Origin of the sequence: Actinomadura sp. B10D3 (assembly GCF_039871695.1) — a bacterium.
GTDB classification, from domain to species: domain Bacteria; phylum Actinomycetota; class Actinomycetes; order Streptosporangiales; family Streptosporangiaceae; genus Spirillospora; species Spirillospora madurae.
This window is the reverse complement of the sequence record NZ_JBDPLY010000014.1, coordinates 53832-77002: the sequence shown is the minus strand read 5'-3', so window position 1 is coordinate 77002 and position 23171 is coordinate 53832. Positions and strand designations below refer to the sequence as shown.

Sequence of the window (23171 nt, the reverse complement as noted above, 5' to 3'; positions counted from 1 at the left end):
GACATCGAACCGCCCGGTACGATCTCGGGTATGCCGGTACCCAAGGGCAGCACCCTGGACCCCGACCGCACCCGGGCGGCGATCCTTCGCACCGCAGGAGAATTCCTCTACGCACGCGGGCTCGACGGTGTGGGTGTCGCGGAACTGTGCGCCGAGGCGGGCATCTCCAAGGAGACGCTGTACCGTCACTTCGGGTCCAAGGACGGGCTCATCCAGGCCGTCCTCGAAGCGCGCAGCGACCGCGTCACGCATTGGCTGTCCCAGGTCGTCGCCGATGCGGGCGACGAGCCGGCGGCCCAGTTGGCCGCGGTGTTCGACGCCCTTGGCCGGTGGTACGAGGAACCCGGCTTCCGCGGTTGCGCCATCGTCAACGCCGCCACCCAGCGCCATGCGACACCGGTCGACGTCATCGCCACCCGCCACCTCGGCCGCTACCTGGAACTGCTCACGCAGATCGCGACCCGAGCCGGAGTCGCGGACCCCGCCGCGCTAGGACGGCGGTTCCTCCTGCTCCTCGAAGGTGCGACGGTGGTCGCCGACCACCAGGGAGTTCCTGGCGTCGCTGACGACGCCCGGGAGGCGGCCCTCACCCTCCTGGAAAGCGAGACCAAGGCAACAAAGAGGTGATGTTCTCTCGCTGACTTTCAGGCGATCCGGCGAGGTGTGGCCGTCAACCTCGGCCTACGTGGACCGTCACATGAGGGATCTGGTTGATGTGCTCCTCTGCCGGCTGAACCGCGCCGCCGCGGTCTCGTGCGCGGACCGCGAGCCGGTACTCGCCGGCCGCCGGGATCTCCAGAGCCGCGTCGAAGCGCTGCCACGCGTGATCAGTGCGCGGTTCCAGCCGTGCGGGCTGCCAGACTCCCCGCGGTTCGGCCATGACCTCGACCGCGGCGACCTCGCGCGCGCCCCACGCCCACCCGGTCACGCGGACCCGTCCCGGCGTGAGCGTGGCCCCGGGGGCCGGGTCCGTGATCAAGGAGTTGACCGCCACCTGCCGGACGGGCCGCCGGACGATCCGGCCGTCCACCTGTTCCGCCGACTGGTACAGGACGCTGCAGAACAGCCCCTGCGGGCGGCCGTTCGCGACCGTGATCCGCTTCAGCCATTTCACGGAATTGGTTCCGTAATGGCCGGGCACGATCAACCGCAGTGGGGACCCGTGCTCCGTGGGCAGCGGCTCTCCGTTCATGGCGTAGGCGACCAGGACGTCGCCACCGGACGCCGTGGCGAGGGGAAGATCCTTGCGGTACTCCGCGACCGCTTCCGCGACGGCGGTGTTGGGCCGGTACGTTCCATGGTCGGCGCCGTCGAACCAGACGTCCGACGCGTCGGGGTGAGGCCGTGCCAGGCGCAGCAGATCGGCGAGGGGAACCCCGCGCCATGCGGCGGTGCTGACTCGGCGCACCGGCTTGTCCGGATTCAGAGGGTCGCCGGCGCATTCGAGCGTGACGGTCAACTCGACGGAGGGAAGCGCCCGGACCTCGTCCATGGAAAGGGTCAGGGGGCGATCGACCGAACCGGTGACAGTGAGGGTCCAGCGCTCGGCATCGCAGTGCGCGATGCCCAGCGCCCCCAGTACGTAATGGTCGGTGACGGGGGTGAGGTAGCTCGCCAGGGCGGCGGCGTCGGCGTCCCGGATCACGGTGCGGTCCGCGGGCGCCATGACCACCCCCGGCTGCGTTGTGGCTCTGTCCATGGCCTTCATCTCCTCACCGGGACTCAGCCGAGCGGCTTCGCCGCTGGGGCCGCGGTGCGATCCGGCTCAGTGGAACCCATGCCCAGGTTCGACCCGGTGCACCGCTCTGCAGCGGGATCGGTCGGCGCACTGACCAGGGATGTTCCGAGCCGCCGGTACCGATCGAGGCGGGCCTCCAGCCGCGCCCCGGGGTCGGCGCGGAGCAACCGGTCCAGTTCGTGCACCAGGACGCGGCCGAGCCGGTCGAGGAGGTCCGCGGGGTCGTCGGCGGCATCGGCGTGTTCGGCGACCACCACGTCGACGATGCCGTTGCGGTGCAGGTCACGGGCCTGCACGCCCTGCAGTTCCGCCACCTCGGCCGCTCGGGCGGTGGTCCGGTGCAGGATCATCGAGGCGTCCTCGGGTGCCAGCGGCGACAACCAGGAGTGCTGGGCGGCGATCACCCGGTCCGCGGGCAGGAGCGCGAGCGCGGCCCCGCCGGTCCCTTGGCCGAGCAGGACGCACACCGTGGCGGCGGGCAGCGCCAGCATCTCGGCGAGGCCGTCGGCGATCTGCCCGGCGAGCCCCTGTTCCTCGGCCTGCCGGGAGAGCACCGCCCCGGCGGTGTCGACCACGGTGACGAGTGGCAGCCCCAGCTCGGTGGCGAGCCGCATCCCGCGGCGGACCCGCCGCAGCCCGGCCGGACCCACGAGGGCGGGACGGTTCGACGGTCCGCGGTCATGCCCGACCACGACGCACGGCACGTCGCCGAATCGCGCCACTGCGACGAGCAGTCCATCGCCGTTGTCCTCCGTCGCGGTGCCGTGAAGGACGGTGACGGACGTCCCGATCCGGGCGAGCATGTCGCGCAGGGACGGCCGCCCCGACGCTCGGCTGCGTGCCACGGACTCCCACGATGACGCGGCGGGCAACCGCTCCCTCGGAGGACTCGGCGCCCTCGCGGCAACTGGTGGGGCGCTCGTCAGCGCATCGAGCGCGCCATCGAGAAAGCTTCTCAGATCCTTCGGCTCGACGACCGCGTCCACCAATCCGTGGCGCAGCAGGTTCTCGGCGACCTGCACGCCCTCCGGTATCGGGCGGCCGTGCGCCTCAAGGACGCGCGGCCCCAGGAATCCCACCAGCGCCCCCGGTTCGGCGACGGTCAGATGCCCGAGCGAACCCCAGGACGCGAACACCCCGCCGGTGGTCGGATCGCGCAGGTAGACCACGTACGGAAGGCCGGACGCGCGGTGCCGCCCGATCGCGGCGGATATCTTCAGCATCTGCACGAAGGCGATCGCACCCTCCTGCATCCGGGTCCCGCCGGACGCGGGCGCCGCGATGAGCGGCAGCCCTTCGGCGCCGGCCCGCTCGATCGCTCGCACGAGCCGTTCCGCCGCGGCGACGCCGACGGACCCGCCGAGGAAGCCGAACTCCGACACGGCCAGGGCCACCCGGCGTCCGTGGACGAGCCCTTCCCCGGTCTGGATGGATTCGTCCACCCCGGTGCGTTCGCGGGCCCGGGCCAGCTGCCCGGCGTAGTCCGCCGACGCCGTGACGGCCTGCTCCGAGCCGGCCGACCATGACCTCCAGGTTCCGGGATCGACCAGAAGCTCGACGAACTCCCGGGCATCGGGCCGGTGCGCGCTCATGCCGTCTCCTCGGCCGCACCACCGGTGCCGGCGGTGCGCGGGGCGTCCTGCTCGTCCAGCCACGCCCGGACGGCCGCGTCATGCTGCCCCAGCGTCGGCGGCGCGCTGTGGTCATCACGGAAGCCGTCGTCGAAACGAAGCGCCGGCCCCGGGAGGGCGATCGCGCCCAGCGAGGGGTGCTCGACGTCGATCAGCAGTCCCTGCGACCGCGTCTGCTCCCATTCGTAGACGCGGTCGAGGGTGCGCACCTCGCCGGCGGGAATCCCGAGGTCGTCAAGGTGGCGCAGGACGTCCTCGAGCTTGAGGCCGGCGAACGCGGCGTTGATGACGGATGTCAGTTCCCCGCGGTTGGCGACGCGCAGGGCGTTGGTCGCGAACCGGGCGTCCATGGGCGCGATATCGAATCCCGCGGCGAAGGACCGCCAGAGCCCCTCGCTGCCCACGGCGATCTGCAGCATGCCGTCCGCGCAGTGGAACAGCCCGTACGGCGCGATCGACGGGTGATGGTTCCCCTGGGCGGCCGGCACCTCACCGGCGACCGTCCATCGGGTCCCCTGGAAGGCGTGGGTGGCGACCACCGCCGCGAGCAGGCTGGTGCGCACGATCCGCGGACGACCCGTGCGCTGGCGTTCGTACAGGGCCGAAACGACACCGTAGGCGCCGTGCATCCCCGCGAGCAGATCTGCGATCGGGATGCCGATCCGGGTCGGGTGACCGGGGTCGGGGCCCGTCAGCGACATCAGGCCGGCCTCGCCCTGGGCGATCTGGTCGTAGCCGGCCCGGCCGGCCTCGGGGCCGTCATGACCGAAGCCGGTGATGGACAGGATGATCAACCGTGGGTTCAGTTGCCGGAGGCGGCGCACGGAGAGGCCGAGCCGGTCGAGGGTGCCCGGCCGGAAGTTCTCGACGAGGACGTCGGCGCGGCGCGCCAGCCGGCTCAGCATCTCCTTGTCGGCATCGTCCTTGAGGTCGAGAATGATCGACTCCTTGTTGCGGTTGCACGACAGGAAGTAGGTCGACTCCCTGGCGGCCGCCTCCCCGACGAACGGCGGCCCCCAGCCGCGGGTGTCGTCGCCCGTGCCGGGCGCCTCCACCTTGATCACCCGGGCGCCGAGATCGCCGAGCATCATGGTGGCGTAAGGCCCGGCGAGAGCCCGGGACAGATCGAGCACGACCACCCCGTCCAGCTGCCGTCCATCGCCGGTCGTGGTGCTCACTGGTCCGTCACCTTCCCCCGGCCGCCATCGCCGACCCGGCCCTCGCCGGGCGCGGCGAACCCTTGCGGCCCGTCCGCCGCCCACATCCCGGCCAGCGGCACTCCCGCCGAGAAGGCATCGGATGCGGTGGGGTCGGCGCCGGGCGTCTCCCAGGGCGCCGAGCCGGAGCCGACCTCGTTGAGCAGCGAGACCGGCGGCTGCGGCCGCTGGTCGACCCGCAACTGCAGAAGATCCGGCCGCTGGTAGTAGCCGACGACATCGTGGGCGAGTTTCTCCTCGATGGAGTCGGCGACGTCCACCGGCGCCACGACCAGATCCTCCTCGCCCGGGTGGGGACCGGCGACGACGACGCCACCGGGACCGATGATCATTGAAGCCGCGCGCCCGGCCCCGCGCAGCGTCTCCTCGGCCCGCGGGTCGCCCGCGGCCGACTGGACGATCGCGGCCTCGTCCAGATGTGCCGCGGCCACCACGTTGAAGACCTTGCCCTCGAAGGAGTGGGCGGCCGCGCGCAGCTCGATCCAGCGCTGGTAGGTGTCCGGGGAGGCACCGCGACGGAAGGGCCAGGCCGGCGGATAGGTGGAGATGTGCAGTTGCTCTCCCTGCGCGAGCAACGCATAACGCGCAAGTGGATTGGTGTTCTCCCCGCAAATGAGGACGCCGAGGCGGCCGATGGACGTCGTCGTGGGGCGCAGCGAGCTGCCGTCCCCCCGGGCCCAGACGAGCTTCTCCGCCCATGTGGGCACCAGCTTGCGGTGAATGTGGACGAGGCGGCCGTCAGGGTCGAACAGAAGGTTCGTGTTGTAGAGGCCGCCCATGCTGACCGGGCTCCGTTCGGTGATGCCGACGGACACATGGAGGCCGTGACGGCGGGCGAGCGCGGCGATCCGGGTGGCCTCCGGCCCCGGGACCGGCATCGCCTGCTGGTACAGGCGCCGGAACATGGCGTGCTGGTCGATGGGTGCGTGCACCAGGGTCCAGAGCGGGAATCCCGGGATGAACGACTCCGGGAACACCGCCAGGTCGGCTCCGCTGCGGGAGGCCCGTGCGACCAGGCCGCCCATCTTGTCGATCGTCGCGTCGCGGTCCATGAACACGGGCGCGGCATGCACCGCCGCGACCGTGAAGGCCGGTGTCTCGTCAATGCTCATGCTGTCTCCAGGCTCCGCGGCGGGCAGGCCGCAGGGACTCGCCGGCGTGGCCGCCGCGGAGCGATGTCAGAGCTTCGTCGGCACGGTCGTGCCGGACGGGTGCGGGGTGGTCCCGCCGTGCGTCAGCCGTTCACCGGTCGCCCACCCGGACGGGTTCCGGCGCGGGCGCGGTGGTGTCGGGCCGGGGGGTGGCGCCGAGGGCGACCGTGGTGATCGCCGCGAGGACCATCACGATGCCCACCACCCACAGGCCGGCGCGGCTGCTGCCGGTCGCGTCCGAGAGCCAGCCGGTGACGTAGGGGGCGAGGAATCCGGAGGAGTTGCCGAGGGTGTTGATCACGCCGATCCCTCCGGCGAGCGCGGCGCCGAAGAGGAAGACCGGAGGCATCGCCCAGAAGACGGGAATGGTGCACAGGATGCTGGCCACGGTCAGGGTGACCAGCGCCATCACCGCGAACGGAGAGTGGAGGTACAGCGCCACCGGAATCGAGACACCGCCCAGCGCCATCGGCACGGCGACGTGCCGCACCCTCTCCTGGGTCCGGTCACTGTGCCGGGACCACACGATCATGGCCGCCGTCCCGACCAGGAAGGGCACGGCCACGATCAGGCCGGTCTCCACCAGCGAGAAGTCGGTGCCGAACATCTTCGAGAAGCCGGCCACGATCGTCGGCAGGAAGAAGCTGATCGCGTACAGCCCGTACAGGAACCCGAAGGCGATGAAACCCAGGGCGAGCGTGCGCGGGTTCGTCAGCGTGCGGCGCAGCGACCAGTTGAACTTCCCGGCGGCCTCGGCGGCCTCCCGCTCCAGGGTCGCGACGAGCCAGTTCCGTTCGGCCGGTGACAGCCAGTGGGCCTCCGACGGCCGGTCGGTCAGGTAGCTCCAGGTGACGAAGGCGAGCAGGACCGCGGGCAGTCCCTCGACGAGGAACATCAGCCGCCAGCCGTCGAGGCCGAGGAGGCCGTCGCCGTACTGCATCAGCGCGGTCGACGTGGGCGACCCCACGACCGCGGAGATGGGGATCGCGATCACGAACAGGCTGAACACCCGCGCCCGCTCGGCGGCCGGGAACCACTGCGCGAGGTACACGATCACTCCGGGGAACAGTCCCGCCTCCGCGAGTCCGAGGACGAATCTGAGGCCGTAGAGGGTCGGCGCGTCGGGCACGAAGGCCGTCCCGGCGGCGAGCAGGCCCCAGACCAGGAGGGTCAGGCTGAGCCACCGGCGGGCACCGAACCGGTGCAGTGCCAGGTTGCTCGGCACCTGGAAGAGCAGATATCCGACGAAGAACACGCCCGCCGCCACGCCGTATTCGGTGGCGTTGAGCCCGAGTTCCTCGCTCATCGTCAATTTGGCGAACGCGATGTTGCTGCGGTCGAGGTAGTTCACGAAGTAGAGGAGCCCGATCAGCGGGACCAGGCGCCTGGCCACCTTTCTGGTGACCCGTCGATGCAGTCGTCCGTCCTCGTTTGTGCGTCCCTGCCTCTGGGTGTCCACGGAACCGAACCTCTTTCGTCACGTGCCTATACGGCTCTCCCGTTTTCGATCGGCGCCGTGGGCGACCATGGGTGTCAGTCGTCTTCGGAGCGCCCTGGTGCCCCCTGGTGAAGCTGCGTTCTGTCGGCTAAGCGGCAACAGGAAGATGAACCGTCAGCCATTCACAGACGCTTTTGTGCACGCCCGGTTGGGCAAGGATGAAGTGGTTGCCTTGTTCCAGCTCGCGGTAATCGCAGGATGGGCCGGCGTCGGCGACCAGCCGGTCCGACTCGGTTTTCGGCACGACGTCGTCGTCCACCGCGTGCAGTACGAGCAGCGGTCGGGGCGAGAGCTTGCCGATGGCCGAATGGGCGTTCAGGCTCTGGACGCTGAAGAAGGTGTCCGCGGGGAACTCCATCGGCGTGTCCATCGGCAGGTGCTCACGCAATTCCTCCGGGATGAAGACGATGTCGAACCGGTGTACCGGCCGACCGTCCTCACGGGCCCTGCGGATCCTCTCCGTGTGCCGCCGCCAGGCGTCGTCAGCGGAGATGCGCGCCCTCATCATGCGCTCACCGTCGCCGATCGGGCAAGCGGCGACGCAGGCCGCGATCCGCTCGTCCTCGGCGGAGGCGAGAATGGCGATCGAACCGCCGAGGCTGGAACCGACGATTCCGATGCGGTCCGCGTCGACCCCGGGTTGCGACGCGAGGAAGGAAACCGCCGTCCGCGCGTCGCGCACCTGCTGTTCGCAGTCCACCTCGCCGCGCCGGCCGCTGGCGCCGTAGCCGCTGAACATGAACGTCAGCACGGTGTAGCCGAGGTCGGCGAGCGCCGCGGCGAGCGCCGGCGCCGTCTGGCCGGCGAAGCCATGGCACAGCACGATTCCCGGCGTGGATCCCACCCGGCCTTTCGGGCGATAGACATGACCTTCGAGAACACTGTGATCGGAGAAAAATCGCACGGCTGAGACCATGATGGACTCCTTGGGAAAATTCGCACGCCAATAACGCGCGACACTGTGGCGATCACTGCACTTGCGGGCTATTCGGCATCTTCCGGCAGTGCGGCCAGAATCACCTTTCGGGTCTCCTCGAAGTGCAGGCGCAGGGCGTTCTCCGCGTTCGCCACGTCTCCCTCACTGCAGGCGTCGAGGATCGCTCGATGCTGGGCGAAGGTCTCCTCGTCGGGAGCGTGCTGCGTGACGAACATGTGGAAATAGGCGCCGAACCTGTCCCGCACTCCGGCGATCAAGGAGTGGAGCTGCGGCATCGCCGCCGGCTGGTAAGTGGCCAGGTGGAACGAGTTGTGGGCGCGTTGATAGGCGTCGTAGTCGGGCGCGGTTTCCATCTCCTTCAGGAATCGCTCGGCCTCGCGCACGTCCGCCGGGGTGAACTTCGGCGTCGCCTGCGCGACGGCCAGCCGTTCCAGGGCCCAGCGGATCTCATAGGTCTCCAGGACGTCGGCTCTGCTCGGCGCGAAGACGATCGCGCCGGTCCGAGCCGTGATGCGAACCAGCCCTTCGGCCTCCAGGAGCCGGAACGCCTCTCGCGTCGGGGTGCTGCTGACACCGAACTGAGCCGCGATCTCGTTCTGGCGCAACCGGGTGCCCGGAGCCAGTTCACCGCTCCGGATCTGCCCCCGGATCGCGTCGGCGATCGCCGACGCCACGGTCGGCATGGTCGTGCCCGGCTTCCGCGCGCCCCCACGCCGCTCGTCCCGCATCCCACTCTCCCTCAGCTCGTTGTGTTTTATGCATAATACATCGCTCGGAAGCGGTGTCCAGCCCCTGACCTGTACTTCGTTCGCGGTGTCCAGATGCGCCGCCCTGGTTGCCTGGCCCGCGAGGCTGACGCACTTCAAAGTGCCTTTTGTAAGCCTTGTCCTACTCACTCATGATGGTGTTACGCACCGTTAGTGAGGTGAGAGACGGATGGTTGAACAGCGAGAGCAGGGCACCGGTCCGCGCGTCGCCATCGAGGTCAGCCGATCTGGGCTGCCCGTGGTGCTACGTGGCGAAACACCCCGGCCGCCCGTCGGTCATCGAGCCGGGGCGGTGACCGAGGTCTTCGCGCGGCCCACGCCCGTGGTCTCGCTGGAGGCTCGGTTGCTGGCGACCTCCCCGTGGTGGGCGGCTGCCCACGCGGCCATCGCTGTGACCGCGTCCAGGAGTGACCGGCCGAGGTCGGTCAGGTCGTACTCCACCCGTGGCGGGACCTCGGCATACGCGGTCCGGGTGACCAGCCCGTCACGCTCCAGGTGCTTGAGGGTCTGGGTCAGCATCCGCTGCGAGATCCCCGGGATGCTTGCCTGCAGGTCGGAGTAGCGCAGGGATCCGGTGCTCAGGGTGCTGATGACCAGCACCGTCCACTTGTCGCCGATGCGGTCGAGCACCTCCCGGATGAAGGCGCTGTCCTCCGGCCACGCCTGGCACGGGCCGCTGATCCGTCGTGCTGCCACCACCCCAGATACCTCCCAGGCCGTACGTAACCGCATTCCCAGTATGAACCCGCCTATCCAGCTAAGGAAACACTGATGTCGTACCTGCTTCACGTCGATTCCTCCTCGCTCGGCGAGGCCTCGGTCTCTCGGAACGTGGCCCGAACCTTCCTCGAAGGCTGGGACGGGGACGTCGTCCACCGGGACCTGGCCGCAGCCCCGGTCCCGCACATCAGCGCCGCAGGTGTGACCGCCCGCGAGACCGACCCCGCAGACCACACCCCTGAGCAGGCCGCCGCGGCCGCTCTCCAGGAGGAACTCATCGAGGAGTTCCTCGGCGCCAACGCCTACTTGTTCACTGTGCCGATGTACAACCTGTCGATGCCGTCGGTCTTCAAGGCCTGGCTCGACCAGATCATCGTCTTCGGCCGCACCGTCCGACCGTCCCCTGCCGCCGGACGCCCCGCGGTGCTGATCTCCGCGCGAGGCGGCGGCTACGGGCCTGGCACGCCCAACCACGGCCTGGACTACGTCGTGCCGACCACCGAAGCGGTCCTCGGAAGAGAAGAGCTGCTCGGACTCGAGGTCCACACGGTGATCCCCGAACTCATCATGGCCACGCACAACCCTGCACTGGCCGAACTCCTCCCGAAGCACGAGGCATCCATGGCCGACGCGCACCAGCGTGTCCGTGAGCTGGCCGCGACGATCACCAACGCGTTCGCTGTCTGAACTTCCCAGCGGCCACTGACCACAACCGGTTTCCCAACGTCTGAACGACGGTTGAGGGCTCCTTGGGTGGGCTGTGGGCAGCATGTTGGTGTGGGTATTCCGATGTGTACAACGGACTTCATCCCTGGCGATCAGCGCAAGGTGGAGGCGGAGCAGATTCGCGCCGGCAGGCCAGGCGCGAACTCCGAGATCGCTCTTGAGAATCTGGCTGCTGCGGTGCAGGATCTGCACCCCGATGCGGTGGTGGGGGTGGGTTTCACAGCGATCCCTCAGGTCGCCAGCCATGGAAGGGGCGTGGTGACCGATGTCGCCTATGTCGCTTACGGAACCTGCGTTCGTTACGCGCCACGCGAGAGCGGTTGACATCCCTGGCACCCACCGGGTGTGGTTCTGATCCGCCCCATCGCGTGTTCCACACGCCAGGCGCGCACCGTGCGCGGGTCCGTCCCGCGATGACAGACACCGACCTGATGCAGCGTCGACGACGCCGAGAACGAACCCGGGATCCGCGGAGTCGGCGCCCCTGTCCTGGACTACCGCGGGAGGCGCGTCGCCGCACTGTCGGTGGGCCGGCCCCGAGCAGCGCGTCCCGTCCTCCCGCCTCGACGAGCTGGGCTGGGCCACGTCCGAGGCGGCGCCAGCGCCGCCCCCAGGTCGGCGCGTATTCCCGCGGTCGCGAGCAGGGATTGATCCGCTCTGTGTGGGATGCCCCGTAGCGACGTGGTGGCGGCGTGCGTGAAGTCCAGGGCAGCGGCATCCCTGAAGCTGGTGGACTCCGGTTCAGACGGCGGCCGTGGAGCCGGTGGCGGGCTCGGCCTGGCGGACCCTGGCCTGGCTGGGCTTGGCGGCCAGGAGACCGGGGAGGCTGGTGGTGGCGGCGCGCAGCTTGGCCACCGCGTCCTCCCCGAGGTCGGCGAGCATGATGTCGTAGGCCATGTCCCGCACGGTGTCATCACCCAGGATCGAGTGGACCAGGCTGGCGGTGGTCTCCACGAGCACCTGTTCGTACGAGGCGAAATTCACCGTGCCGGCCACCGCCGGGTTCCACTCCAGCTTGTCTCCTTCGCCGAGGTGGACCTGCAGCCCACCGGTCACCGGATCGATCCGGTCCAGGTCGATCTCCGCGTCGACCCTGCCGCGGGCCGCGGGGACCTCGTCCTCCGTGAACAGCAGCACCGGGACGTCGAACAGCACACGCTCCTCGGGCCCGCGCTGCCGGGCGGCGGCACCCGACGGGCGGGGCGGGACGTCGACGCGGTGCAGCCCCGACAGCATCCGGAACGTGGCCAGCCCGATCAGGTTGTTGAGCGCCAGCGCCGTCGCCCGGGTCACCGTCTCCATCTCGCCCGGCTTGCGGGTGAGGTAGCCACTGAAACCGTAGGCCAGGATGCGGTCGCGGATCGGAGACCGCAGGAACACGCGGAGCCGGACCCCGGTGATCGGGAGCTCGAAGTCGGCGTCGTCCGCACCGATCTCGGTTCGGTCGTACCCGCCCTCGGACCTGGCCCGAAGCTTGCCGACGAGCATCAGCTCGCCGTCGGAGCCGGTGCGCGACAGCCGCAGCACGTACAGGGTGTCGTCCAACTCGACGATCACGTCGTCGCCGAGCACGACCGCCAGGGCGCGCGCCCTCTCGTTCAGGACGTGCAGGGTCTTGCGGGGCATCCGAAGGCGCAGCTGGTTCCGCGTGCCCGCCCCGTCGGCGGTGCCGGTGCCGACGTTCTCGACCTCCTTCTCCGCCTGCCGGGCGGTGTAGTTGCGCAGGCTGAACGCGACCACCTCGCTGTCGAGCCGCACGGCGCAGGTAGCCTTCAGCGCCTTCTTCGCGCTGAGCTCGTAGGGGAACCCGTGCCTGGCGTACTTGGTCGCGTCCACGAACAGCGGGACGTCGTCGTCGAAAAGACGCCGTATGTAGAACTCTTCTTTGATCTGGGTGGTCTCCACTGTGCACCCTCTCCTTCTTCTGCGGCCCCCGGCCCGGCAGGCCGGGGCGATCTTCGTACGCCCCGCCGGAGGCCGGCCGGGCGCGGAGCCGGCCCTTCGACCGGCATTGACATCCCCTTCTGTATTAGTTGCGCGAGATCCCGGATCGGCAACTGCCCGTAATGGACGTGCGCCTGAGCCACAGGTCAGGACGGTCACCATGGTGAAATTCAGGGAAGGCGACAAAGGAGAACCGTGAAGCTGACGGACTACGTACTGGCCATCCGTACTCCGGACGCGCCGCCCGGACCTCCGGGGATCAAGACGGTCGACCTGGTCCCCGGCGAGGGCGACGCCGCCGCCTCGGCCGTCGCCGCGCTGCGCGCGAGCTCGCTGAGCGCCACCGACTTCCGGGCCCGGGTGATCTTCCTGGCGCCCGAGGGCACCGGCGGACTGGTGCTCTACGCGGCACTGTGCGGGTTCGCCGGCAGGCGGATCGACACCTACGTCGACGGCGCCGTCCTGGAATTCTCCCGGCGGGGCCACGACGGCGAGCGGATTCCCGACGCGGGCCGGCCGCCCGGGCACCTGATGTGGGGGCAGGCGGGCGGGCCGGCGGCAGAGGGAATCCCGACCGTCGAGGTCGGCTCGCCCGCGGACGGGCCGGTCACCCCCGAGGCGGTGAGCGTGATCCGGTACGCGGCGCGGCTGCGGATGGTCCCGCCGGAGTCGGCGCGGGACGCGTTCACCATGTTCGTGCTCGTGGCGGAGCTGCGGCGGCGGGACCAGGACCGCTTCCCCTACCTGTCCACCGGGACCGAGCCCGTCCCCACGGTCAAGGACGACCCGCGGCAGGGGATCGATCTCGAGTTGGTCCGGCGGGCCGGCGCGCAGTACCGGCAGGAGCTGCGGACCGCGAACAAGAGCGCCGAGATCGTCCCGCCGGTCCCTCCCACGGCGCGCGACAAGCGCCTGATGGAGGCCAACGCGGTGGACATCCCGACGGTCCTGACCCGGCTGGGCTCCGCGCCCGACGAGACGGGCCGGTGGCACTGCCCGCGGCCGACGCGGCACAGCAACCGTGACGAGAACCCGTCCATGAAGGTCCACGGGGACAACAAGACCAGATGCCACCGCTGCGATCGCGAGAAGGTCGGACCGGTCAGGCTGGCCGTCGACGTGCTGGGGCTGACGCCGGACGAGGCGGCGACCTTCATCCTCGACTCCGACCGGACGGTGAACATGCGAAGCGCCTGACCGGTCACGCCGGCCACCCGATGGGGGGCGGGCTATGCCGGGATCACCGGAGATCCCTCGATCGTGACCGCGCCAGGTGCCGTGGACCGCCCGGACACCAGCAGCCGCACCGCCGCCCTGAACCGCGTCTGCGGGTTCGCGATGAGGGCGCCGAGCTGGCCGGCCGCCGCCATCTCCTCCGCCACCACGCCAGGGCGAACACCGATCACGTAGTCGGCGTCCAGCGGGCCGGCCGCGGCGAGGCAGCCCGGCGGCAGCACCGCCTGCGGCCCCGCGAAGACCCGGCTGCCCTCGGGAACGAGCGGGGCGAAGGCGCGCATGACGATCCGTGCGGCCGGGCCCGTGATGGTCACCGCCTGCACCCGGTCGAGGGCCTCACGCACGCGGGAGACCAGATCCTCGGTGAGGATCCCGGACGCGACCAGGTCGGCCGCGCTCGGGGTCGCGTTGTGCGCCCGCCGCACCACGACCGAGCCGTCGAGCTCGGTGACGGTGACGCGCATGGCGTCCCGCCTGGCCTTGACCGCCTCGATCGCGCGGCGCGCCGTGGCCTGGCTCGAGAAACCGGGCACCTCCCGCGTGCCGGAGGGCCCGACAACGGTCACCCGGGTGCCGTGCACGTGCACCTCGCTGATGCTCTGGTCCTCGCAGAGTTCCCCCATCAGGTGCAAGCCGTCCATGACCTGGTAGATCCGGCGGCCCATGGCCGCGTCCCCACCGGCGTGCTCGGTGAGCAGCTGGAGCCACAGCTGGGTCAGCCGCGGCCGGATCGAGGCCTCGAGCTGCTCCGCCGCCACCCAGGTGGGATCGGGAGGGAGGGCGGCCGCCGTACCGGCCGGGTCGTTCGCCGCGGATCCGTCCGGAACCGGCTCGTCCGGTCCTGCCGCTTCCGGTCCCGCCGGTCCCGCCTGTCCCGCGGCTTCCGGTCCGGGTGCCGCGTGCACGGGCGCCTTGGCCGTCGGGACCGCCGTCCCGGCAGTGCCCGGCTGCGCGGGACCCTCCGTCCCGGTGGGCGGTGCCCCGTTCTCCTCCGAGAACATCGCGGCCCAGGCATCCTGCTCCGGTGGCGACGTGTCGTTCGCGGCGGGTTCTGGCGGGGGCAGGGCCGTCCCGGCGGGCGCCTGGCCGGCGGAGGAGGCGACCGCGGTCTCTTCCTCCGCGTCCCGCCTCCCGAGGTGATTCGCCGGGTCCTGCTGCTGCCCGTTCTCCTCGTGGGCGTCCTGGTGGCCGATACCCATGACCGCCCAGAAATCCGTCTTCGGGGCGGGATCTTCAGACATTGCCATACCTCGGGCTCTTCCGTCCGCGCTCGTCGCTGGTTCGGGAAACAATCTCGATCATTGCGTGGCCAGGCTGAGCAGCCGCTTCCAGCGGCTGGGTTCCGCCGGCGGGGCCGCGCCGGCTGCGAACACCTGGTCTCCGGTAACGGTGTGCAGGATGCTGCGGAACGTCTCCTCCAGGTCGGGGCCGATGTTCATCGAGACCAGCTGTTGCCTGTTCACCGCCTGCATCCACTCCTTGTCCTCCGGGATCATTCCGACGAACCGCCATCCCGGCATCAGGTCCATGACGTCCTCGGGGGTGCACTCGACGTCGGCCCGGGCCCGGTTGAGGATCAGTGACAGCTTCTCCGGGGCGACCCCGCCGCCCCAGGTGTGCCGGGGCATGGTGATCGCCCTCAGCCAGGAACCGACCGCCTCCAGCGTGACCCGGTTGGCTTCGACGGGGACCAGGATCACGTCGGTCTCGGGCAGGATCAGGTCGGCGAAGGTCATGTGGTAGAGCTCGGCGACCGGCGTGTCGATGAACACGTAGTCGAACGCCTGGCGCAGCACCGCGAGTATCCGGTGGTACAGCGCCGAGTTGATCAGCGCGGGGTCGGCGCTGGCCGCGTCCGGCGGCCCGAGCAGCGCGTACAGCCCGGCCTCGGGCACGCTGGCGAGCTGGCTGCGCACCGTGGCCGCGGACAGGCCCGCCGGCTGCTGCAGCAGGTCCAGCACCGTCGGCGACCTCAGGTTCAGGTACCGCGCGACATCGGCCTGCTGGAAGTTGGCGTCCACCACCACCGCCGACCCCTCCCGGCCGGCGCCGCGCAGCAGCCGCGACGCGAAGAGCGCCAGTTGCACGGACATGCTGGTCTTGCCCACGCCGCCCTTCGCCGAGGCGACGGTGATCACCTGGCCGCGCCGCGCCGGCGCCGGAGGCGCGGCCGGTGGCGCCCCGGATGCCGGCATCCTGCCGTTCGAGTAACCGGCGCCGTGCACGCCGTTCGACCCGTTCGAGCCACCGTTCCATCCGTTCGGAGCCGGAGCCGGAGCCGGAGCCTGTGGCGGACCGGCGCCCGGTGGCGGAGGTGGGGCCAGGTCGGAGCCCGATGATGCCTGCGGCTGTGGGCGTGATTGCGGGTGCGGGTGCGGGTGCGGGTGCGGCTGCCCCTGTGCGGGGGGCTGTTGGGAGTGCTTCTGCGGTTGTGATTGGGGGATCCGCGGCGGTTGTGGTTGTGGTGTTCGCTGCGATTGCGGCTGCTGCGCCGGTGGTTGTTGTGCCGGCGCTCGTGGGTGCGGCTGCCCCTGTGCCTGCGGCTGTGATCGCTGCCGTGCCGGCGCCCGGGGCGCCTGCTGTGGCGGTGGCGCTTGCGGCTGCTGGGCCTCGGGTCGCTGCCTCTGCTGGCCCCCGCTCCACTGGCCCCAGCTCCACTGGTCCCAGTCCGACTGGGGCTGCGAGCTGGGTTGGTCTCCGATCCGGGTCTCGGGCTCCTGCGGGGCCTGCTGCTGTTCGGATCCGGCCATGCCGAGCATCGCCAGCAGGTCCGTCAGCCTAAGTTCCCGGGCGGTGACCTGTACTTTTGGGGCGAACTCGGTGCCCCGCTGGACGAAGAACTCGTGCACCAGCACGGTGTAGCCGGCGGCGGTCAGCCCGTTGGCCAGCACGGTCACCCCGGCCTCCGGCAGGTCCTCGACGAAGCCGGGGGCGAACATGAAGGCGGCCGGCGGTGCGACTCTGCCGCTCTTGGACAGATCACGAAGTTCGGATGCGCTGCTGACATCGAACACCGCGGGGAAGCGTCCGGTCTCCCGCAGCTTCCGCGCGACGCCCGGATGCCCCGCCACGACGAGGTTCGGTGCGGTAGCCATAACAGTGTCCAAAACTCTCGGTGCTCTGGTTGTCTTCCGGCCAGGCGCGGTGGCCGGTCGTCGGTCTTCCCTCCGACTGTGCGGACAAAAGCTGCTGAAGCCAGCCCCAATCCCCGGACAGTCCTGATGAGCTCACATACCCGAGGGATTTCACACATGGTCAACCTCCGATCCGCGCTGGAGCGGCTCGTCGGCGCCGGTCGAGCGGGTCGTTCCGAGGCCGACACCGCCACCATGTGGACGACTCCGTACGCATGGCGGACCTCCGATGGGATCTACGTCGGTCACAACGGCGAGGTCTGGATGTACCGCACGGTCCGCCTGTCGCCGATGAAATGGGAGGATCCCGAGCAGCAACTCTCCCTGGCCACACCGCTGGCGCGGCTGCTGGGCGAGCTGGGCCAGACGTCCCGGCAGCCGATCGGCGGGCTGGCGACCCTGTCCGACAACCGCAACATCCACCTGGTCTCGATCACCTGGGACGATCTCGCCACCCCTCCCAAGGAGAACAGCGACGAGCTGCGCGCCTACCAGGCCGAGGCCTTCGGGTTCCTGGCTCCCAAGCGGGTGCTGTTCGTCGGCGTGCAGCTGCGCTCGTCACTGCTGGACAAGGCGTCCCGGGCGGGGAAGGCGTCGGGAGGCGGGCCGTCCTTCGCCAGATCGCTGACGGAGCTGCTCAAGGAGTCCATGGCCGAGGACGTTCCGGACCTGGCCCACTACCGGAAGGACATCGACCAGATCTCGTCGATCTTCGAACGGGCCGACGCGCGGATGCCCACCCGGGAGGAGTTCGACCAGCTGGAATCCTGGTACAACCTGGGGCGCGGCCCCGACGCGGTGATCGAGGAACTGCCCACCCGGCTCTGGGTGACCGGCATCGGGGAGCTGGAGATGGCCGCGGTCATGCGCTTCGACCAGCCGATCATGCCCTCGCCGCAGGCGCAGTGGGCGCTGGACGCGATCAGCCATCCCGGCGACGCCCCGCACGTCACCTCGATCCGCGCCGAGCTGGAACCGCCGAACCTGACGCGGGCCCGGGCGCGCCGCTCGCAGCGCCGGATCATCGCCAACATGGAGGAGGAGCGCAAGACCCAGGACCTGGAGAAGGTGGAGCTCTCCGACACCTTCCAGCAGGCCAAGGAGGTGGAGGACTACCTCGCCGGTGCCAACCAGCCGATGCTGGCCAACTGCAGCTTCATCATGGCCCGGGAGGTGACCGACGCCACCGAGACCTACATGGACTTCCTCGACCAGACCTACGGTATCCAGATCAAGGCGCTGGAGCACCGGCAGATCCAGGCGCTGGAGGAGACCCTGCCGTGCTCCTCGGTCCGGGTGAACCCGTTCCTGCAGGACGTCAACGTGCCGATGGTGTCGCACGCGGGGCTGCAGTCCTTCTCCTACCTGGGCGATGACGCGGGGGCCTTCGGCGGGCTGATCGACCCGGACGGCACGCCGTTCTTCATCGACCCGCTCGCCGCCCCCCGCCGCAACCTTCCTCCGGTCTTCGGGGTCTTCGGCGATCCGGGCAGCGGCAAGACGTTCTTCGCCCAGTCCCTCGCGACGCAGTCCGTGCTGAACGGGCTGCCGGTCATCTTCGTCAACCCGAAGGGCGGTGACTCGCTGTACGGGATGGTCGACTACGTCAACGGGCTCGGGGTTCCCGCCGGACGGGTGTCGATGTCGGCGCTGGAGGAGACCCCCGGCGCGTTCGACCCGTTCCGGTACGCTCCGCCGACCATCGCCGCCGAGATCGCGAACGTGCACATCCTGTCCGCCCTGGACGACGCGAAGGACGGCCTGACGCTGTCGGAACGGCTGTCACTCGGTTCGGGGCTGAAGCGCGGCGCACTCAACGGGGCGCGGTGCGTGTGGGAGGCCCTGAAGTTCGTGCCCGGCGAGGACGCGGACCGGCTGCGCGGCCTGGTCGAGCAGCAGATGGAGGCGTCCAGCATGTTCTCGCTGGGCGTGTCGCTCCGGCCACTGCCGCAGCTGGACATGTCGCAGCGGCTCACCCTGGTCGACTTCGACCGCGACCTCGGCCTGCCCGAGGGGAAGACGCCCAGCGAGTACTCGGTGTCGGAGCGGATCGCGCTGGCCGCCGTCCGGCTGGTCATCCGGGCCTCGCTGGAAATCCTGATCGCGAACGGGTCCGGCGTGCTGATCGTGGACGAGGCGTGGACGTTCCTGTCCCAGACCGAGGGGCTGGCGTCGCTGCAGCGCATCTCCCGTGAGGGCCGGTCGCTGAACATCCTGCCGGTGTTCCTCACCCAGCGGATCGCCGACGTGGTGACCAAGGACCTGGAGTCCTACCTCAGCCGGGTCATGGTGCTGAAGCTGAACGAGCGGAAGGAGGCGGAGACCGCGCTGGGCCTGTGCGGGCTCCGGGCGACCGACGAGCGGCTCGCCCAGATCCGGGAGTTCGGGCCGCTGCCGCCGGAGGACGGCCTGCCGGCCCGCTGGGCCCGGGGCTTCTACCGGGACCTGTCCGGCCGGCACTCGCAGGTCCTCCTCGGCCCCACACCGGCCGACGCGGCTGCGGCCTACAGCACCAACCCGGAGGACCGGCGCAGGCGTGAGGAGCGGCGCATCCGGCGCGAGGCGGCCGAGCGGGCCGAACATGAGGCCGCGGTGGCGGCGGCGGACACGTGGGGGGAAACGGACCAGTGGCTCGTCGACTAAGGGAGAGTTCAGGCCCGGCTCGGGGGCGGGCAGGACCAGGCGGCTCGTTTCGCGCCGTCCGGAGCGGGCCGTCCCGGCCGGACCGGAGCGGGCCGGATCGGGACGGGCCGCGCCGCGGGCGGCAGTTGTTGGTCTGGGCGCTGGTGCTCACCGTGTTCTACGGCCTCGCCCTGCTCTCCGGCCAGACCGACCTGCCCGGCTCCGGTGAGCAGGCGCCCGCGAAGGGCGTCGCTCAGGCGCAGGCGGTTCCGGCCCAGGTGGCTTCGGCCGGGACGGTTCCGGCCCAGGCGGCACCGGCCGGGGCGGTCCCGGCCCCGGCGGCGGGGGAGCAGGTGCTCGCCGCGCCCGCGCCGGTCGGCGAGTCGGCCGGGCCCGAGTGCACCGAGCATGAGGAGCAGAGCACCTTCCTGCCGCTGAACCGGTGGACGTCGCTCGAACTGCATGTGGTGGACAACTCGACCCTCTTCAAGGTCGACCAGTTCGTCTCGATGATCTCGGAACTGATGTTCATGGCCTCCGGGCTGTGCTGGCAGATCATCGGCACTCTCATGGCGTTCGGTTTCTCGTTCGACGTGATCTGCACCACGGCGACGCCGATCAACAGTGTCACGGCCGGTTTCGCCCAGTACGCGACCTGGCTGCTCATCCCCGCCTGGGTGTTCGTCCTGATGACGGTGGTCAGGCGCGGGAGCGGCGGCCAGGGTCGGGCGCGCGGGCCCGCGTCCGCGGCACGCCTGATCATGGTGTTCCTCGCCGCCACCGGGATGATCTACTTCATCGGTGACCAGGCCGACCGGCATCGGGACGATCCGACGGCCGCCTACACCGTGCCCTGGATGAGCGCCACGGTGCAGGGCTGGTTCGGCGAGGCCACCGATGCGCTGTACAAGCTGGAACTGTACGGCCTGCTCGACGACGGCAGGCAGCGCCACCCCGTGTTCTACGACGACCAGCCGGTGGGCGGTGCGGGGCTGACCAACTGTGCGGCTCTCGACCGGGCCCTGTACGACCGGTTCCTCGCGAAGAAGCAGGGCACCTCGCTCAAGGAGGGCCGCCAGGCCCTGGTGCAGGTCAGCAAGATGTGGGAGATCACGCTCCTGCGCTCCTGGCAGACCGCCCAGTTCGGAGAGGGAACGACCAAGTACCCGGCGCCCGCCCATGCGTCCTGCCGGTGGCTCGAGGCGAACTCGTCGGTCGATACCAAACACAAGATCGCCGCATACGACCTGTCGATCGGGAAGGACCCGAAGAAGCACGGGCACAGGACCATGCGCGACTTCTACCTCGACCCGCCCGGCGGCGAGCAGACCATCATGGTCGCCTGGGGTGCCTGCCGGGCCAACAACGGCAAGCCGGGAAACGGCGCCACCCTCCCGCAGTGGGACGAGGTGGGCGATGGAATGCCGGACCGGGACAAGGCCTGCGCGAAGCTGTACAGCCAGAAACGCATCGAAGACCCCAGTAAGGAGGTCGTCAGCAACGGGGCCGACGGAGATCTCAAGCAATTCTATTTCAACGGGGAGGATGAGCTCAGCGAGAAACTGGGCAAATGCTACGGGAACAACGAGGCCTGCCAGCAGAATTGGGACTTCGTCAGCGCCTGGCTGGGCCGCAATCACGCCGAGCGCCTCACGCATGGCCTGATGTCACTGGTCGTGTCGGTCGTCTTCCTGCTCACGCTCGGGCCCCTGGCCGCCGGAATGACGGTCTCCAGCATCATGCTGATGGGACTGGTGATGCTTCTCCCGATCACGCTGCTGCTGCTGGGCATGGGCCTCCCTCAGGGCAAGCGCATACTCAAGCTGACGGGTGCCGCACTGGCCAGTGATTTCCTTCTCAGCGTTGCCCTGACCATCATCATGCTGCTCACCGGTACCGGCCACTATGCCGTCATGGAAACCATCGGCGAGAACACCGCGCCGAATCTCTTCGAGCAGATACTTCTCTGTGCCGTGCCACTGGCCGCGTTGTACCTGGCGCGCAGGATCATGCGGGCGATGGGGGTCGGGGACGTGTCCACGGTAAGCGGGGCCATCGGCTTCGCCACCGCCGTGGCGCTGAAGGGCAGTGGCGACCGGCGTCTCGCCCGCGACCCCCACCGCCTGGTGCGCCGGGAACTGGACAAACTCGGCTTGCGCAAGCCGCTCAAGAGCCTGGACGAGAAGGAGTTGCAGTGGCGCAGGCTCGACAACCCGGCGGCACGATGGCTGGGGCGCAAGGCGGGTGACAAGGCCAGGCACGGGGCCTCGCGGGTCACCCGGCCGGTCGCCAACTTCGCCAAGGACAAGTACGGGCGGCTCATGCTCAGCAAGCGGGCCGCGCAGAAGTGGGTGGAAGAGCAATCCCCTTACAAGCGCGCGGGGATATACGGCGCGGCGACTCTGGCCATGGGCGGGGTATCCGCGGCGTTCCCGGGGGCGGCACTGCTGACGGTTCCGCTGATGAGCGGCTCCGGCAGGAGGGTGGTCACGAATGTCGCCCAGGGCCTGCACGCCGATGCGCGCGACGTCCGTGCGGCGGGACTCCCGCAGGCCAAGGACGCGCGGTCGAGTTTGAAGGACGCAGACGCCTTCCATCGCCAGGTCATCCGGATCCACGACGACGGGATGCGCCGCGACGTGGAGAAAAAGCACAACCTCAGGTCACTGGAGCGGCAGCGCGCCAGGATGTGGGGCGACGAATTCAACGGCTTCGCCTCGGACGAGCAGAAGATGGCCGGGCAGATACAGATGGCGAAAAGGCTGGGAGTCAAACCGGATTCGATCATGGTGAGCAGCGAAGGACTCGTCGTGCCCGTCCCGGGCGCCGATGCGGAGTTCGCCGGGCACTGGGTCAACCACCTGCCCTCCCACGTGCTGCGGCGCCGGGAAGGGGAGGTCGACGATCAGTGGATCGCCCGGATATGCGCGCAGGCCAGCGAAGCCGGCTACATCAACGACCTGGGTGAGAACGTCGACGTGTACGCGGCCCACGGGCTCGACACCAGCAGTTCCGAAGTGCGGGACCGGATCGCGAGCTTCTTCGCGGGCGGAAACGATGCGGAACTCTCCAAGATAAGGATCGACCTTCCGCGAGCGGGGAATTCCAGCGAGACGGCCCGGGACTGGCTGGAGCAGTACGGGCCCAACGTGAGGCAACGCTGGGATGCGGACGAGGACGCGATAGCGGGCGCGGTCGCGGCCGCCCGAAGGGAACTCGAAAACTTCCCGGGTACGACCGCGGACCTGCCGACCCGCGGGACCATGACCGCCGCCGAGATCCGCGGGGCCCTCGACGCCGAGATCTCCACCCTGAACATGGTCATCGAGCGCGGCCACGGCTCGGGCGATTACGCGAGCGGTGCCGACGACCAGCGGATCCTTGCCCGGGAGATCGAAGAGCTCGGCACCGCCCTGCGCGATCTGTTCGATTCGTCGTCGCAGGCTCGGACCCTGTCCTCGGTGCGGGCGAGGGTCGCCGACCCGAGCACTTCGGTGGGCACCGAGGAGCTGAGCCAGGAGATCCAGCGCATCACCGATGAACTGCGGCAGGGCCAGGAGGACCTGCAGCGGGACCTCGACCGGGCCTTCGGGTCCATCTCCCGCAAGGTGTCCGACGAGGACGACGCCAGATCCGTCCAGCGAGACCTGGACGAACTCAAACGGATGCTGGAGGAACGATTCGACCAGGAAGAGGAGAACAACCGGGAGGTCGTGCGCGCGACGGAGGAACTGGAGAGGCGGCTTGACGGTTTTTACCGGTTGAGAGAGTCCGACCCTCGTTTCAGCGCTCCCAACAGGGACGACATCCGGAACCGGTTGGGCGTGTAGGCATCACGCGGCAAAGAAAA

Annotated in this window: 17 protein-coding genes; 6 read left to right on the top strand and 11 right to left on the bottom strand. The window is 69.8% G+C overall.

Going from position 1 to position 23171, the window contains the following annotated elements:
• Nucleotides 1-30: 30 nt before the first annotated feature.
• Nucleotides 31-627 (top strand): TetR/AcrR family transcriptional regulator, encoded by a 597-nt coding sequence (locus ABGB11_RS21665; RefSeq protein ID WP_347635555.1) that lies wholly within the window; start codon nt 31-33, stop codon nt 625-627.
• Between the two features lie 43 nt (nt 628-670).
• Here the strand turns inward: ABGB11_RS21665 and ABGB11_RS21660 are convergent, their stop codons facing one another.
• The 8 genes from ABGB11_RS21660 to ABGB11_RS21625 form a co-directional block, all read right to left on the bottom strand.
• Complete coding sequence (locus ABGB11_RS21660; protein ID WP_347635553.1) at nt 671-1699, bottom strand: molybdopterin-dependent oxidoreductase; 1029 nt, start codon at nt 1697-1699, stop codon at nt 671-673.
• 23 nt (nt 1700-1722) lie between these two features.
• Nucleotides 1723-3330, bottom strand: a complete 1608-nt coding sequence (locus ABGB11_RS21655; protein WP_347635551.1) for a carboxyl transferase domain-containing protein — start codon at nt 3328-3330, stop codon at nt 1723-1725.
• The gene (locus ABGB11_RS21650; RefSeq protein ID WP_347635549.1) at nt 3327-4547 is read right to left on the bottom strand and encodes a CoA transferase; all 1221 of its coding nucleotides are present in this window, start codon (nt 4545-4547) and stop codon (nt 3327-3329) included. The genes ABGB11_RS21655 and ABGB11_RS21650 overlap by 4 nt, the downstream gene beginning before the upstream one ends.
• Nucleotides 4544-5698 carry a carbon-nitrogen hydrolase family protein gene (locus ABGB11_RS21645; protein WP_347635547.1) on the bottom strand — a complete coding sequence of 385 codons (1155 nt, stop codon included), beginning with the start codon at nt 5696-5698 and terminating at the stop codon, nt 4544-4546. The genes ABGB11_RS21650 and ABGB11_RS21645 overlap by 4 nt, the downstream gene beginning before the upstream one ends.
• Nucleotides 5699-5828: 130 nt before the next feature.
• Nucleotides 5829-7130 (bottom strand): MFS transporter, encoded by a 1302-nt coding sequence (locus tag ABGB11_RS21640; RefSeq protein ID WP_347635545.1) that lies wholly within the window; start codon nt 7128-7130, stop codon nt 5829-5831.
• Between the two features lie 193 nt (nt 7131-7323).
• Nucleotides 7324-8151, bottom strand: coding sequence for an alpha/beta fold hydrolase (locus ABGB11_RS21635; RefSeq protein ID WP_347635543.1), 828 nt, complete (start codon nt 8149-8151; stop codon nt 7324-7326).
• A gap of 68 nt (nt 8152-8219) precedes the next feature.
• On the bottom strand, nt 8220-8900 hold the full coding sequence (locus tag ABGB11_RS21630; RefSeq protein WP_347635541.1) for a GntR family transcriptional regulator: 681 nt from the start codon (nt 8898-8900) through the stop codon (nt 8220-8222).
• A gap of 315 nt (nt 8901-9215) precedes the next feature.
• On the bottom strand, nt 9216-9635 hold the full coding sequence (locus ABGB11_RS21625) for a helix-turn-helix domain-containing protein (protein WP_347635539.1): 420 nt from the start codon (nt 9633-9635) through the stop codon (nt 9216-9218).
• 75 nt (nt 9636-9710) lie between these two features.
• On the opposite strand from ABGB11_RS21625, the gene ABGB11_RS21620 reads away from it, so the two are divergent.
• A complete protein-coding gene (locus tag ABGB11_RS21620; RefSeq protein ID WP_347635537.1) occupies nt 9711-10346 on the top strand; it encodes an NAD(P)H-dependent oxidoreductase in 636 nt (211 codons plus the stop codon).
• A 90-nt stretch (nt 10347-10436) separates the two neighbouring features.
• Nucleotides 10437-10709: a hypothetical protein gene (locus ABGB11_RS21615; protein WP_347635535.1), complete on the top strand. Its 273-nt coding sequence runs from the start codon at nt 10437-10439 to the stop codon at nt 10707-10709.
• A gap of 417 nt (nt 10710-11126) precedes the next feature.
• On the opposite strand, the gene ABGB11_RS21610 is transcribed toward ABGB11_RS21615, so the two are convergent.
• Complete coding sequence (locus ABGB11_RS21610) at nt 11127-12290, bottom strand: hypothetical protein (RefSeq protein WP_347635533.1); 1164 nt, start codon at nt 12288-12290, stop codon at nt 11127-11129.
• A gap of 234 nt (nt 12291-12524) precedes the next feature.
• Here ABGB11_RS21610 and ABGB11_RS21605 point away from each other — a divergent pair, with 234 nt between their 5' ends.
• Complete coding sequence (locus ABGB11_RS21605) at nt 12525-13526, top strand: hypothetical protein (protein WP_347635531.1); 1002 nt, start codon at nt 12525-12527, stop codon at nt 13524-13526.
• 32 nt (nt 13527-13558) lie between these two features.
• Here ABGB11_RS21605 and ABGB11_RS21600 read toward each other — a convergent pair whose 3' ends face one another.
• A complete protein-coding gene (locus tag ABGB11_RS21600) occupies nt 13559-14806 on the bottom strand; it encodes a hypothetical protein (RefSeq protein ID WP_347635529.1) in 1248 nt (415 codons plus the stop codon).
• Nucleotides 14807-14863: 57 nt separating this feature from the next.
• Nucleotides 14864-16660 carry an AAA family ATPase gene (locus tag ABGB11_RS21595; protein WP_347635527.1) on the bottom strand — a complete coding sequence of 599 codons (1797 nt, stop codon included), beginning with the start codon at nt 16658-16660 and terminating at the stop codon, nt 14864-14866.
• A 156-nt stretch (nt 16661-16816) separates the two neighbouring features.
• On the opposite strand from ABGB11_RS21595, the gene ABGB11_RS21590 reads away from it, so the two are divergent.
• Both ABGB11_RS21590 and ABGB11_RS21585 read left to right on the top strand, forming a co-directional pair.
• On the top strand, nt 16817-19342 hold the full coding sequence (locus ABGB11_RS21590) for an ATP-binding protein (RefSeq protein WP_347635525.1): 2526 nt from the start codon (nt 16817-16819) through the stop codon (nt 19340-19342).
• Between the two features lie 128 nt (nt 19343-19470).
• On the top strand, nt 19471-23151 hold the full coding sequence (locus ABGB11_RS21585) for a hypothetical protein (protein ID WP_347635523.1): 3681 nt from the start codon (nt 19471-19473) through the stop codon (nt 23149-23151).
• Nucleotides 23152-23171 lie beyond the last annotated feature (20 nt).